Origin of the sequence: Acidovorax sp., assembly GCF_046341535.1 — a bacterium.
GTDB lineage: Bacteria > Pseudomonadota > Gammaproteobacteria > Burkholderiales > Burkholderiaceae_C > Acidovorax.
This window is the reverse complement of sequence record NZ_JBKDRI010000062.1, coordinates 1-14,102: the sequence shown is the minus strand read 5'-3', so window position 1 is coordinate 14,102 and position 14,102 is coordinate 1. Positions and strand designations below refer to the sequence as shown.

Below are 14,102 nucleotides of genomic sequence, written 5' to 3'. Positions count from 1 at the left end.
CCGGCCGACCACCCTGCCATCCCGCCCGCTTTCGGTGTGGAATGGCTCAGCCGCTACGAAATGCGGCCTGTGACCGGTGCCATCCCGCGGCAGTGGGACGGCGCGGGTGACCACAGCCTCACGCAGCTATGGATGCGCGATGCGCCCCCCCGCCCGCTGGACTTTTGTGCCCTGACCGCGTTGGCTGATGTGTTCTTTCCGCGCGTGTGGCTGCGCCGCGCGCATCGCGTGCCCGCAGGCACCGTGTCGATCACCGTGTACTTTCATGCCAGCAGCGCGCAACTGCAGGCCACCGGCCAAGGCTACCTGCTGGGCCAGGCCCGCGGGCAGGAGTTTCGCAACGGGTTTTTCGACCAGAGCGCGCAACTGTGGAACGAAGCAGGCACCATGCTGGCCACCAGTCACCAGATCGTCTATTACAGAGAATGAGCATGGCCCGCAGCCTGGTGCGGGCGCGCCGGGCCCACACCCGCCCACTTGTTTTGCGAACCCTCATCACCCCTTGACCACCATGACCGAAGCCACCAGCACCAGCACCACGCAAGACATCCTTGTCCATACCGACGCGGGGGTGACCACCATCACCTTGCACCGCGTGGACAAAAAGAACTCCATCACCCGCAACATGTACGCTGCCATGGCCGATGCCCTGCAAGCCGCCCAGGACGACGCCGCGGTGCGTGTGGTGGTGTTCCAGGGCGACGTGGCGATTTTCAGCGCGGGCAACGACATTGGCGACTTTTTGCAGCAGCCGCCCGCCTCGCAGGATGCGCCCGTGTTCCGCTTCCTGCGCGGCTTGGCCGCGTTTCCCAAGCCCGTGATCGCGTCCGTCTGCGGCCCGGCTGTTGGCATCGGCACTACCATGCTGCTCCATTGCGACCTGGTCTACGCAGGCGACAACGCCGCGTTTTCCATGCCTTTCGTCAATCTGGGCCTGTGCCCCGAGGCCGCATCGAGCCTGCTGGTGCCGCAGATGATGGGCTACCACCGCGCAGCCGAAGCCCTGCTGCTGGGCGAACCCTTCATGGCCGAAGCCGCACTGGAAGTCGGCCTGGTCAACCGCGTGGTGCCACCCACCGAATGCAACGGCGTCGCGCAAGCCCAAGCCCGCAAGCTGGCATCCAAGCCCTTGGCCTCGCTGATCGAGACCAAGCGCCTGATGAAGGCTGGGCAGCAGGCCAGGGTGCTGGAGGTGATGGCCCAAGAGGGCGAGAGCTTCGGGCGCATGTTGCGCGAGCCCGCCGCACGCGAAGCGTTCGCAGCGTTTATGGAAAAGAGAAAGCCCGATTTCAGCAAAAGCTGAAATCGGGCCGCTGCGCGAGCAGCGAGGTCGCGAAGCGAACTTGTGGATCTTTCGGCAAAAGAGAAAGCCCGATTTCAGCGAAAGCTGAAATCGGGTAGCCGCGTCAGCGGCGTGGACTGCGAAGCAGGCCGATAAACTTTCGTTAAAAGAGAAAGCCCGATTTCAGCAAAAGCTGAAATCGGGCCGCTGCGCGAGCAGCGAGGTCGCGAAGCGAGCTGGTGGATCTTTCGGCAGTGCTCTGCCAGTCGCTGACAGAATCGCTGTTGAGCTGAAGCCAACAGGCATTTTGCGCAATGTGCAGCGTGCTGAGATGGCGACACTTCGTTGCATATTGATCGTTGCGCGATCAATTTACAAGGAAGATGCGGTTGGGATGATTGGCCGGTCAAGGTGTCGCCCGACCCCTGGTTGCGGTGGATGGATGAGCGTTGGCCACCGCCCCGCCGTGGATGCGGCCCAACAAGCAAAAAGCCGCCCGAAGGCGGCTTGGGGGGGGGCTGGCCTGCCGGCTCACGCACCGGCCGGGAGGTCACCCGCCAACATGCCTTAAGGCTTCACGTAGTCGGACACCACTTTCCACTTGCCGTCCTGAATCTGCGAGAGCCGCGAAAGATCGCTGCCCAGGCGTTTTTGCGGGCCGTAGGTGGCCTGCGCGCTGCCGAACATGTCTGACGGGATGACCATGGTGTCCATCGCCTTGATGAAGCTTTCGGTGGTGAGGTTGTTGCCCGCCTTTTGTGCAGCCTTGATGAAGGAGTCGATGGCGCTGTAGCCATACACAGAGAACACGGTCGGGTCGTCGTTGAACTTGGTTTTGTACTTGTTGGCCCAGAAGCGGATCGGCTGGCTGGCCTCGTCCAGATAGGGGTGCTGCACCGTCATGGTGGCGTACAGGCCGTCCATGGGCTTGCCGCCCAGCTTGTGGATCAGGTCGGTATAGGCGGCGCTGGAGCCCAGGAAGGTGGGGTTAAAGCCCGTCTTGCGCGACTCGCCAATGGTGCCGATGGTCTCGCGGATGATGGTGCCCAGGATGACAAAGTCGCATTCGGACGACTTCATCTTGGCCACCTGTGACGAGAAGTCGGTCGCGCCGCGCTTGTAGGAGGTCTTCTCGGTGAAATCCATGCCCATCGTTTTCAGCGCTGCCTCGCCACCGCGCATCACCTCCAGGCCAAACTCGTCGTCCTGGTAGATGGTGCAGATTTTCTTGGCGCCCTTTTCCTTGATGAGCTTGGGCGCGGCCAGGCGGATCTGGTCGTAATAGGTGGCGGCGAACGAGTACTTGAGCTTGTGGAAGGGCTCGTACATTTCGCGCGCAGCCGTCACAGGAAAGAAGTTGATGACGTTCTTGCTGAACTGCACCGGCATGGCGGCCAGGTTTTGCGCTGTGCCCAGGTGGCCGATCATCATGAAGATCTTGTCCTGGTTCACCAGCTTTTGCGCGGCCAGCACGGCTTTCTTGGGGTCGTAGCCGGAGTCTTCCACCTTGAGCTCAAGCTTGCGCCCGTTGACGCCCCCTTGCTCGTTGGCCTCGTCCACGCGCAGCATCATGCCCAGCCGGATCTGCTTGCCAAAGCCCGCCAGCGGGCCCGACAAGTCCTGGATGGAGCCCAGCGTGATGGTGTCCTTGCTCACGCCCTGGGTAGGCTGCGCCTGCGCGGCACTGCCGGCCATGGCCATGAGGGCCAGTGCGGCGATGTGGTGAAACTTCATGGCACGTCTCCTTCGGTTGGTTCGCAATACGGTCACCCGTTATAGACCGATGCCCCGGGGTGGGGCACCAGCACTTTCCCTATCTCTGGCGGCGCGGGCGCAGGGGGCGCGCCCTGGCTTCGACAGGCCCAGCCCGAACGGTCGTGGTGCCTGTCTCTGCGCGCGGAGCTTACCCCCCGTTCAGCCTGAGCCTGTCGAAGGCTGCAACCCGCCTACCGGTACATCGCCTCGATCTGCGCCGCGTACTTTTGCTGCACCAGCTTGCGCTTGAGCTTCATGGTCGGGGTGAGTTCTTCGTCCTCCGCCGTGAGCTGTGTGTCCAGCAGGAAGAACCGCTTGATCTGCTCGACGCGTGCAAACTTGGCATTCACGCGGTCGATTTCGGCCTGGATCAGTTCCTGCACCTCGCGCGCGCGGGTCAGGCTGGCGTAGTTGGAGAACGGCACATCGTGGTCCTGCGCAAACTTCTCCACGTTTTCCTGGTCGATCATGATGATCACCGTCAGGTACGGCAGCTTGTCGCCAATGACCACCGCATCGGTCACGTAGGGGCTGAACTTGAGCTCGTTTTCCAGCTCGCTGGGCGTGATGTTCTTGCCGCCAGCGGTGATGATGATGTCCTTCATGCGGTCGGTGATGCGCAGGTAGCCATCCGCGTCCATCACCCCCACATCGCCCGTGTGCAGCCAGCCGTCGGCATCGATGGTTTCGGCTGTTTTTTCGGGCAGGTTGAGGTAGCCCTTGAACACGTTGGGCCCGCGCACCAGGATCTCGCCGGTGGCGGGGTCGATGCGCACCTCGTTGTAGCTGGCGGCCGGGCCGATGGAGCCAGGCTTGATGCGCGTGGCGGGCACGCCGGTGGAGGCTCCGCAGGTCTCCGTCATGCCCCACACCTCCAGCATGGGCAGGCCCAGCGCCAGGTACCACCGCACCAGATCGGGCGAGATGGGCGCTGCGCCGGTGACCAGAAAACGCGAGCGGTGGATGCCGATGAGCTTGCGCACGTTGTTGAGCGCCAGCAAGCGCGCCAGCATGAATTGCGCCTTGAGCCAGCCGCCCACCGCCTGGCCCGCCAGCACCCGATCGGCAATGCGCGTGCCCACGCCGATGGACCACGCATACGCAGCCTGTTGCAGGCGGGTCGATTCCTTGAGGGTGATCATCACACCCGAATAGAACTTTTCCCACACGCGGGGCACTGCGGTGAACACCGTGGGTGCGATCTCGCGCACGTTCTCGGGCACGGTGTCGGGGTTTTCCACAAAGTTGAGTTTGGCCCCGGTGTAGAGCGAAAAGTACTCGCCGCCCATGCGTTCGGCAATGTGACACAGCGGCAAAAAGCACATGGTCTCGTCTGCCTCGGTGCGCGAAATCAGCGTGTTGTAGCCGCGCACGGTGTAGGTGATGGCGCCGTGGGTGTGCATGGCGCCCTTGGGCTTGCCGGTCGTGCCCGAGGTATAGACCAGGATGGCCAAATCCTCGGGGCGGCAGGCCTGCACGCGGCGCATCAGGGCGTCAGGGTGCTGCTGGTTCCAGGCGCGCCCCAGTTCGCGCAGGCCCGCCAGGCCGATGACACCGGGGTCATTGAGGCCGCGCAGGCCCTCCATGTCGAACACCACGATCTTGCGCAGCAGCGGCAGGGCGTCGCGTACCTCCAGCGCCTTGTCCAACTGTTCGTCGTCTTCCACAAAAAGCACGGTGGTGCGGGAGTCTTCACTCAGGTACTGCACCTGCGCCGCTGCATCGGTGGGGTAGATGCCATTGGACACGCCGCCACAACTGAGCACGGCCAGATCTGCCAACACCCATTCGATGTTGGTGCTGGACAGGATGGATGTGCATTCGCCGGGTTCCAACCCGAGCGACATCAGGCCACCTGCGATCTCGCGCACGGCCTCGGCGGTCTGGTTCCATGTCCAGCTTTTCCAGATGCCCAGCTTCTTTTGGCGCATCCACACGTTGGGGCCACGGGCCGCCACCGCGTTCCAGAACATCGCGGGGATGGTGTCGCCAGCCAGCACGTCGGTGCCGGATGGCTGGATGTGGGAGAGGTCCCAAAGGTTCGACATGTCAGTGATCCAGTGCGTGGTGTGCGGCCAACCGTGTTCGTAACCGGCGCGCTCGAAGCCCGCGCCCCCGCGCAAGGGCCGCCAGGCAGCGCATGCGGTGCTTCGAGCGCGTGCACTGGGGGCGACGCCCTGCCGCATTGCATGGCAATGCGAGAAAGAGGGACGGCGCGAAGCGACTCAGGGCGTGCTTCATGTCATCTCCAGGTCTTTTTCTTCTTCCAGCGCCGCTCACCCCGCACGCCTTCGTCCTTCATGCCCAGGTAAAACTCCTTGATGTCGTCTTTCTCGCGCAGGCGCTCGCAGCTGTCTTCCATCACGATGCGGCCGTTTTCCAGCACGTAGCCGTAGTCCGATGCGTTCAGGGCCATATTGGCGTTTTGCTCCACGAGCAAGATGGTGGTGCCGCGCTCGCGGTTGATGCGCACCACGATCTCGAAGATTTCCTTGGTGAGCTTCGGAGACAGGCCCAGGCTGGGCTCGTCGAGCAGGATGAGTTCGGGGTTGGCCATCAGGGCGCGGGAGATGGCCAGCATCTGCTGCTGCCCGCCCGACAGCAGGCCCGCATCCTGCGCAGCCCGCTCGCGCAGGATGGGGAAGTAGCCGAACACGGTCTCGATGTCGCGCGCCAAGGCATCGCCGTCGCGGCGGGTGTAGGCGCCCATCAGCAGGTTGTCGCGCACCGACAGCAGCGGGAACACCTCGCGCCCTTCGGGTACATGCACCAGGCCGCGGCGCACGATGGCCGAGGGGTCGTTGGCGGTGATGTCCTCGCCCTTGAACTCGACCGTACCCTTGCGCGGGTCGATGATGCCGGAGATGGTCTTGAGGATGGTGGTTTTGCCCGCGCCATTGCTGCCCAGCACGGCCGCAATCTCGCCACGCCGCACTTGCAGGCTCACGCCGCGAATCGCTTTGATGGGGCCGTAGGCGCTTTCCACGTTTTGTAGCCGCAGCATGGGCGTTTCGTCGTTGGCTGCGCTTGGTGCGCCCAGGGCCGGGGTGGCGGCGGTCATGCGGCGGCCCTCTCTGGCTCGCTGCCCGGTGGACGGCGCAGGTTGCTCACGTCGTCGATGGTGCCCAGGTACGCTTCGACCACGCCGGGATGGGTTTGCACCTCGCGCGGCGTACCCATGGCCACCAGCTCGCCCTGGTTCATGGCCAGCACGCGGTCGGAGACCTTGGACACCAGCGACATGTCGTGTTCGACCATCAGCACCGTGATGCCCAGGTCGTGCTGGATGTCCTGGATCCAGAAGGCCATGTCGTCGGTTTCTTCCACATTCAGGCCCGAGGAGGGTTCATCGAGCAGCAGCAGTTGCGGCTCGGTGCACAGCGCGCGGGCCAGTTCCACCACCTTGCGCACGCCATAGGGCAGGCCCGCCACCATGGTGTCGCGGTAGTGCTGCAGGTCCAGAAAATCGATGATCTCTTCTGCCTTCTCGCGGGCCCGGATCTCGGCGTTTCGCGCTTTGGCGGTGAAGAACATGTCGGCCCACAGGCTGGTCTCGCGGCGGGTGTGGCGGCCGATCAGCAGGTTGTGCAGCACGCTGGCGTGCTCAAACAGCTCGATGTTCTGGAAGGTTCGCGCAATGCCCAGCCCCGCCACCTTGTGGGGCGGCAGATCGGTCAGGGGCAGCATGGTGCCGCCCGGACCGGCGTAGGCAATGGTGCCCTGGGTAGGGGTGTAGATGCGGCTGATCAGGTTGAACACCGTGGTCTTGCCTGCGCCGTTGGGGCCGATGAGGGTGAACACCTCGCCACGGCGCACGTCGAACGACACGTTGCTGACCGCCAGCACGCCACCAAAGCGCACGCTGAGGTTTTTGGCGCTGAGCAAGATTTCGTCAGTCATTGGTGCAGCAAGTGGGGTCATTTCACTGGTCCATCGCGTTGAACGCCGTTCGCAGCCTTCGCGACTGGCATGACCGAGGCCAGTGCCCCCGAGCAAGGGCCGCCAAGCCGCGCATGCGGCGCTTCGCTTGCGTGCGCTGGGGGCGTTCCCCTCCCGAATCGCGCAGCGAGTCGAGACAGGGGGAAGGCGCGAAGCGACTCAGGGGGTGCTTCATGTTTCATTTCAAGCGGTCGGACTTCTGGAACGATTTCTGCCGCTTGAACATGCCCTTGCGGTAGAAAGGGAACATCTGCAGCCAGGTACGCACCTTGAGCCAGCGGCCATACAGCCCCATGGGCTCGAACAGCACGAACAGGATCAGCACTGCGCCATACACCACGGCCTGCAGTCCGGGTGCCTGGCCGATGGCGGCGGGCAGGAAGTCCTTGCCCAGCGAGATGAGCTGCGGCATCGATATGAGAAAAATCGCGCCCAGGAACGCACCGTGCACCGAGCCCAGCCCGCCGATCACGATCATCAGCAGCAGGTCGATGGACTGCAGGATGTTGAACTGATCCGGCGAGATGAACTGCAGCTTGTGGGCATACAACGCGCCGCCCACACCGGCCAGCGCGGCCGAGAGCGAGAACGACAGCGTCTTGTAGTGGGCCAGGTGGATGCCCATGCTCTGCGCCGAGATTTCCGAGTCGCGGATTGCCACGAAGGCCCGGCCCGTGGGCGAGCGCAGCAGGTTCAGGATGCCCAGCGTGGCCACCACCGTGATCACCAGGCACAGAAAGTAAAACGAGGCCGTGGAGTCGAACGAGTAGCCAAAAATCTGCGGCGGCACCAGGTGCTTGCCCGAGTTGCCGCCCGTGACGGATTCCCAGCGGGCAAACACTTCTTCGACGATGAAGCCGAAGGACAGCGTGGCCATGCCCAGGTAGATCCCCTTGACGCGCAGTGCGGGCAGGCCCACCACCACCCCCACAGCGGCCGATAGCCCCGCAGCGCAGGCCAGTGACAGCATGAATGGCCAGCCCATGCCCGTGAGCACCGCCTGTGTGTATGCCCCCACCCCCAGGAAGGCGGCATGGCCCAGCGAGAACTGCCCGGTAAAGCCCGCCAGCAGCATCAGCCCCAGCCCGACGATGGCGTAGATGAGCACAAAGGTGAGTTGCGCCAGCCAGTATTCGGGCGCCACCCAGGGCGCGGCCACCAGCGCCAGGCACAGCAGGCTGTACCAGAAAACATGCCCGCCATGCTTGGCCAGGCGGATGTCTTGCTCGTAACTGGTCTTGAAGATGAATCGCATGGGGTCACACCTTCTTGCGCAGAGTTTCGCCAAACAGGCCGTTGGGTTTGACCATCAGCATGACCAGCACCACGATGTACGCAGCGGTGTCCTTGAAGCCATCGGGCAGGTAAAAGCCCGACAGCGATTCGACGATGCCAATCACCAGCCCGCCCACGATGGCCCCGGGCAGGCTGCCAAAGCCGCCCACCACAGCGGCCGGGAAGGCCTTGAGGCCGATAAGCCCCATGTTGGCGTGCACAAAGGTAATGGGTGCCAGCAGCAGACCGGCCACTGCGGCCACCGCAGCCGCCAGGCCCCAGGCCAGGCCGTTGAGGCGCTTCACCGGGATGCCCATGTAGTAGGCGGCCAGCTGGTTTTGCGACGAGGCCTGCATCGCAATGCCCAGCTTGCTGTAGCGGAACATGGCAAACAGCAGCAGGCACAGCACGGCGGTGGCGCCAATCACCACCAGTTGCTCGGCGCTGAGCACCAGCGCGCCCAGGCGCAGCGAAAGGTCTTTGTAGGGCACCGGCAGCGTATGGGTGTCGGTGCCGATGTTGGGCACCATGGTGATGAGGCCGCGCAGCACGTAGCCGATGCCAATGGTGAGCATGACGATGGAAAACGCGGGCTGGCCGAGAATGGGGCGAATCACCGCGCGCTCGAGCAGGGTGCCAAAGACCCCCATGGCCACGATGCTGGCCAGCACCGCGACCCAGAACGGAAAGCCCAGCACCGTCATGAGCGCCAGTCCGCAAAAGGCGCCCAGCATCATCAGCTCGCCCTGCGCAAAGCTCACGGTCTCGGTGGCCTTGTAGATCAGCACGAAACCGAGCGCGATCAGCCCGTAGATGCATCCCTGGGCGATACCGCTGATCAACAGTTGCACAAATTGCACCCTGGCTCCCTGGAAAAGATGGACTACGTCCGGTCGATGTTGCGTGGGCCTGGTGGGTGCCGCACTCGGGGCTTACCCTGAGCGACCGGGCGTCGAAGGCTCACGGATATTGAACGAGCATGCGGGTCGGCGCAATCAGGGTTGCAGCGGATCTCGGCACCGCGCGCCGTGGGGTCTTTGGCGCGTTGAGCGTGGCAGTGCGGGCCGGGTCTGCCCCCCTGTCGGCCCAGCCTGGGCAGCCGCAGCGCAGAGCGGTGGATCTGGTTTTAAGACAAAATGGCCCATCGCGCTTGTTGCAGCTATGTATTTTGCTATCAAAATAAAAGCATCTTGCGCTGGCGCTGCCTGAGCCTGCAGCGCGTGCACGCACCCCCATGAGCAAACCCATCCCCTCTACCGCCACGCCCGCCAAGCCTTTCGAGCCCGAGTTCATCGCAGGGCTCAAGTCCATTTTTGAGGAGAAGATCGTTTTCAATCAGGTGCTGGGCCTGACGATCACCGGCCTGGGGCACGACAGTGCGGTGGGCCGTATCGTGATGAAGCCCGAGCTGGTGGGCCACTACGGCCACAACCGCATCCACGGCGGGGTGATCAGCGCGGGGCTGGACGCCATGGGAGGCCTCGCGGTGATGGCAGCGATTGGCGCCAGGCACATGGATGAATCGCCCGAGCAGCGGCTGCACCGTTTCGGCAAGCTGGGCACGATCGATTTGCGCATCGACTACCTGCGCCCCGGCATTGGCACGCATTTTGAGCTGCGCGCCACGGTACTGCGCCTGGGCTCGCGCGTGGCCTCCACCCGGATGGAGTTTTTGGGGCCCGACGGGACCCTCATGTCCACCGGGGCGGGGGCCTACATCGTCTCGTAGCGGCGCGCGGGTCGCCCGCGGCGGAGGCTGCGCTCGCCGGATCGGCGCGAGTGCTTGCACCCAGGCGTGCGCAGTCGCAGCGCGGCTCAGGCGTCTTGAGCGCTGTGGCGGGGCACCGGTCGCGGCCGGCCTTGCTCATCAATGGCCACGTAGGTCAGCCGCGCCTCGGTCACCTTCACATAGCGGCCCTGGTCCGAAAAGCGCTCGGCAAACACCTCCACCTGCACGGTGACCGAGGTGTTGCCCACCCGCGTGATCGACGAAAAGAACGACAGGATGTCGCCCACGCGCACGGGCTGTTTGAAGACGAATTCATTGACCGCCACCGTGGCCATGCGGCCCTGCACATAGCGCGCAGGCAGCACCGAGCCTGCCAGGTCGACCTGCGCCATCACCCAGCCGCCAAAAATGTCGCCGTTGCTATTGGTATCGGCGGGCATGGGGATCACTTTGAGCACCAGCTCTTTGTCGGTGGGTAATGCGGCGGGCGGCGGGCTGAAAACGGCAGACATGGGCACAATCTCGGGTTGGGGCAGGGCAGGGCGGCGTTTGGGGGTTCACACAGTGTTCGCCAGGCTACCGGCCATGGCGCTCCCCCCCTAACCACCAGGCTCCAGCCAGGTCGGTCAAACTAAAGTTAACTTCGGAATTGTCCCTCATGCGCCACCTTGGCGAAGCCACCCCGCCTGCGGCTGCAGGCACTGCCAATGCGGCACGTTCGTCCGACTGGGCCACGCTGGGGCGCCTGTTGCCCTACCTGTGGCAATACAAGTGGCGCGTGGTTGCAGCCCTGGTGTTCATGGTGGGGGCCAAGCTGGCCAATGTGGGCGTGCCTGTGCTGCTCAAGACACTGGTGGACGCCATGAACTTCAAGCCGGGCGACGCTGCCGCGCTGATCGTGGTGCCGGTGGGCCTGCTGGTGGCCTACGGCGCGCTGCGGCTGTCCACCTCGGTGTTCACGGAGTTGCGCGAGTTGGTGTTTGCCAAAGCCACGCAGGGCGCGGCGCGCTCGATTGCGCTGCAAACCTTTCAGCATCTGCACGCGCTCAGCCTGCGTTTTCATCTGGAGCGGCAGACCGGCGGGATGACGCGCGACATCGAGCGCGGCGTGCGCGGTATCGAATCCCTGATCTCGTTTTCGCTGTTCAACGTGTTTGCCACGCTGATCGAGGTGGTTCTGGTGCTGAGCGTGCTGGGCGTTCAATTCGATATGTGGTTTGCCTGGATCACCCTGGGTGCGCTGGTGCTGTATATCGCCTACACGGTGCTCGTGACCGAGTGGCGCACCAAGTTCCGCCGCGAGGCCAACGAGTTCGATTCAGCCGCGCACACGAAGGCGGTGGACTCGCTGCTGAACTACGAGACCGTGAAGTACTTCAACAACGAAGACTTCGAGGCCCGCCGCTACGACGCCAGCCTGGAGCGGCTGCGCCTGGCGCGCCTGAAGAGCCAGACCACGCTGTCGATGCTCAACACCGGGCAGCAGCTCATCATTACCGTGGGCCTGGTGGCCATGTTGTGGCGTGCCACGCAGGGCGTGGTCGATGGCAGCATGACGCTGGGTGATCTGGTCATGGTCAACGCCTTCATGATCCAGCTGTACATCCCGCTCAACTTCTTGGGCGTGATCTACCGCGAGATCAAGCAAAGCCTGACCGACCTGGACAAGATGTTCACCCTGATGGACAAGGAGCGCGAGGTGGCCGACCTGCCCGGCGCTCGGCCACTCGCGGGCCTGGACCAGCCCACCGTGCGGTTCGAGGACGTGTACTTTGCCTACGATACGGCCAACGCCGCGGCGCGCCCCATTCTGCAGGGCATCAGCTTTGAGATACCGGCTGGCAAGACGGTGGCGGTGGTGGGGCCCTCGGGCTCGGGCAAGTCCACCCTGGCGCGGCTGCTGTTTCGCTTTTATGACCCGCAGCGCGGTCGGATCACGATCGCTGGCCAGAAGATCGGGAGCGTGACCCAGGCCAGCCTGCGCCAGGCCATCGGCATCGTGCCGCAGGACACCGTGCTCTTTAACGACACCGTGGCCTACAACATTGCCTATGGCCGCACCGGCGCCACGCAGGCCGAGGTGGAGGCCGCGGCCAAGTCGGCGCGCATCCACGACTTCATCGCCTCCACGCCCAAGGGCTACGAGACCACCGTGGGCGAGCGCGGCCTGAAGCTCTCGGGCGGCGAAAAGCAGCGCGTGGCCATCGCCCGTACCCTGCTCAAGAACCCGCCCATCCTGATCTTTGATGAGGCGACGAGCGCGCTCGATTCAGCCAATGAACGCGCCATCCAGGCCGAGCTGCAGGGTGTGGCGCAGAACAAGACCACGCTGGTGATCGCGCACCGCCTGTCCACCGTGGTGGATGCCCACGAAATCCTGGTGATGGAGGCAGGCCGCATCATCGAGCGCGGCACGCATGCACAACTGCTGGCCCAGGGTGGGCGCTACGCCAGCATGTGGGCGCTGCAGCAAAGCGACCCGTCGGCTTGAGCACGGCCCTTTCTGTGTGAAGTCGGCCTGCCGTCCACCCCCTCCGTTCACGCCTAGGAGCCTGTCGGACTTGGAGCGTCGAAAGCGAAAATCGGCGAGAGCGAGGACAGTTTTTGCCGAATTTGCAGCCCCATAGCCGAGCTATGGGGCAAGAAGGCGGTTAAAAATGGACCGCTGCGGTCGATTTGCAGCCGACGATTTCCAAGTCCGACAGGCTCCTAGCCCGCACAGTCTGGATGGGTGCAGTCAAATGCGTGGCTGCAGTGGCGTGCCGCAAGCGCCCCGTCTGAACAAGTCGTCGTCCGAAACCTGAACCCATGAAGCCCGTTCTGCTTGCCTTGTCGTTCCTTTCCGAAGAACACCGCGCCCAGATGGCGCAGGCGTTTGAGCCTAAAAACGGCAGTTGACCGCTTGTCATCTTGGCGCACACCGCATGGACTCGAGCCTTGGGTTGTCTTTGCAACCTCACCTTTGGGGTGACAGCGCTATGCACTTGCCAGCACCGCTTTTGGAGCGCCATGCGGTGTTGCTTCTCCTTGCAGGCACGAGCCTGCCGCGTCGTCGCGCCTTGCCTGGCACCCCAAAAGCAGCGCTGGCAAATGCATCCAACTGCCGTTTTTAGGTTGAAGTGATCTACGCCCCCGACGCCGCGCAGGCCGCAGCCGCCATCGCTCAGCATGGCAGCAGCGTGCGCGTGGTGCTCACCATCGGGGTCACGGGCCTGTCGCCCGCGCAGATCGACGCGATGCCGGCCCTCACCCTCATCTGCGTGCTGGGTGCGGGATACGAAAACGTTGCGGTCGGCCGTGCCAAGGCCCGCTGCATCGTGGTGGCCACCGGCGCTGGTACCAACGACGACTGCGTGGCCGACCATGCCTGGGGTCTGCTCATCGCCGCGCAGCGGCGCATCCTGGCGCTGGACAAGTCCACGCGCGAAGGCGTGTGGCGCACGGCGCTGCCGCTGCCGCTGCCGCCCAACGTGTCGCACAAGCGGCTGGGTGTCATTGGCCTGGGCACCATCGGCAAGAAGATCGCGCAGCGTGCACTGGGTTTTGAGATTGAGGTGGGCTACCACAACCGCAGCGCGCGCACCGACGTGCCTTATCGCTACTTTGCCGATGCGGCCGCGCTGGCCGGGTGGGCTGATTTCCTGGTCATTGCCACGCCCGGTGGCGCGGGCACCCGGCATCTGGTCAACGCGGCCGTGCTGGACGCACTGGGGCCGTGCGGCGTGGTGGTCAACATTGCGCGTGGCAGCGTCATCGATACCGCGGCCCTGGCCGCCGCCCTGCGCGAAGGCCTCATCGCTGCCGCGGGCCTGGACGTGTACGAGAGCAAGCCGCTGCCCCCGGCTGAGCTGCTGGACCTGGACAACGTGGTGCTCACACCCCATGTGGCGGGCTGGTCGCCCGAGGCGGTGCAACACTCGGTGGACCGCTTCCTGGACAACGCGCGTCGCCATCTGGCGGGCCAGGTGCCGGTGAGCATCGTCTAGCCCGAATATTTCACGGCAATTGGTCGAAGGCGGAGCGAAGCGAGTTTTTCTGTTGATTTTGGGCTGCCAAGTGCTCTGGCCAGGGCTTTGATGTGCTGCAAAAGGCTATGGCGTGGTAACCAGGCACACCGGCCCC

Annotated in this window: 12 protein-coding genes; 5 read left to right on the top strand and 7 right to left on the bottom strand. The window is 64.2% G+C overall.

Annotated features, from left to right (window positions below):
* The coding region (locus ACK543_RS04260; RefSeq protein WP_409941613.1) for an acyl-CoA thioesterase at positions 1–429 on the top strand (429 nt) is incomplete at its 5' end.
* Between the two features lie 82 nt (positions 430–511).
* Entirely contained in the window at positions 512–1,303 is a 792-nt protein-coding gene (locus ACK543_RS04255; protein WP_409941612.1) for an enoyl-CoA hydratase, read from the top strand.
* Between the two features lie 546 nt (positions 1,304–1,849).
* On the opposite strand, the gene ACK543_RS04250 is transcribed toward ACK543_RS04255, so the two are convergent.
* The 6 genes from ACK543_RS04250 to ACK543_RS04225 form a co-directional block, all read right to left on the bottom strand.
* Positions 1,850–3,016, bottom strand: a complete 1,167-nt coding sequence (locus ACK543_RS04250; RefSeq protein ID WP_409941611.1) for an ABC transporter substrate-binding protein — start codon at positions 3,014–3,016, stop codon at positions 1,850–1,852.
* Positions 3,017–3,228: 212 nt separating this feature from the next.
* Complete coding sequence (locus ACK543_RS04245; RefSeq protein WP_409941610.1) at positions 3,229–5,085, bottom strand: AMP-dependent synthetase/ligase; 1,857 nt, start codon at positions 5,083–5,085, stop codon at positions 3,229–3,231.
* A 194-nt stretch (positions 5,086–5,279) separates the two neighbouring features.
* On the bottom strand, positions 5,280–6,098 hold the full coding sequence (locus tag ACK543_RS04240) for an ABC transporter ATP-binding protein (RefSeq protein ID WP_409941609.1): 819 nt from the start codon (positions 6,096–6,098) through the stop codon (positions 5,280–5,282).
* Complete coding sequence (locus ACK543_RS04235; RefSeq protein WP_409941608.1) at positions 6,095–6,937, bottom strand: ABC transporter ATP-binding protein; 843 nt, start codon at positions 6,935–6,937, stop codon at positions 6,095–6,097. The genes ACK543_RS04240 and ACK543_RS04235 overlap by 4 nt, the downstream gene beginning before the upstream one ends.
* A gap of 217 nt (positions 6,938–7,154) precedes the next feature.
* Positions 7,155–8,231, bottom strand: coding sequence for a branched-chain amino acid ABC transporter permease (locus ACK543_RS04230; RefSeq protein ID WP_409941607.1), 1,077 nt, complete (start codon positions 8,229–8,231; stop codon positions 7,155–7,157).
* A gap of 4 nt (positions 8,232–8,235) precedes the next feature.
* Complete coding sequence (locus ACK543_RS04225; RefSeq protein ID WP_409941606.1) at positions 8,236–9,111, bottom strand: branched-chain amino acid ABC transporter permease; 876 nt, start codon at positions 9,109–9,111, stop codon at positions 8,236–8,238.
* Positions 9,112–9,485: 374 nt separating this feature from the next.
* Between ACK543_RS04225 and ACK543_RS04220 the strand changes: the two genes are divergently transcribed.
* Positions 9,486–9,980 carry a thioesterase family protein gene (locus ACK543_RS04220; RefSeq protein WP_409941605.1) on the top strand — a complete coding sequence of 165 codons (495 nt, stop codon included), beginning with the start codon at positions 9,486–9,488 and terminating at the stop codon, positions 9,978–9,980.
* 86 nt (positions 9,981–10,066) lie between these two features.
* Here ACK543_RS04220 and ACK543_RS04215 read toward each other — a convergent pair whose 3' ends face one another.
* Positions 10,067–10,492: an acyl-CoA thioesterase gene (locus ACK543_RS04215; protein ID WP_409941604.1), complete on the bottom strand. Its 426-nt coding sequence runs from the start codon at positions 10,490–10,492 to the stop codon at positions 10,067–10,069.
* A 146-nt stretch (positions 10,493–10,638) separates the two neighbouring features.
* Between ACK543_RS04215 and ACK543_RS04210 the strand changes: the two genes are divergently transcribed.
* Both ACK543_RS04210 and ACK543_RS04205 read left to right on the top strand, forming a co-directional pair.
* Entirely contained in the window at positions 10,639–12,471 is a 1,833-nt protein-coding gene (locus ACK543_RS04210; protein WP_409941603.1) for an ABCB family ABC transporter ATP-binding protein/permease, read from the top strand.
* Between the two features lie 628 nt (positions 12,472–13,099).
* Positions 13,100–13,966 carry an NAD(P)-dependent oxidoreductase gene (locus tag ACK543_RS04205; RefSeq protein WP_409941602.1) on the top strand — a complete coding sequence of 289 codons (867 nt, stop codon included), beginning with the start codon at positions 13,100–13,102 and terminating at the stop codon, positions 13,964–13,966.
* Positions 13,967–14,102: the final 136 nt, after the last annotated feature.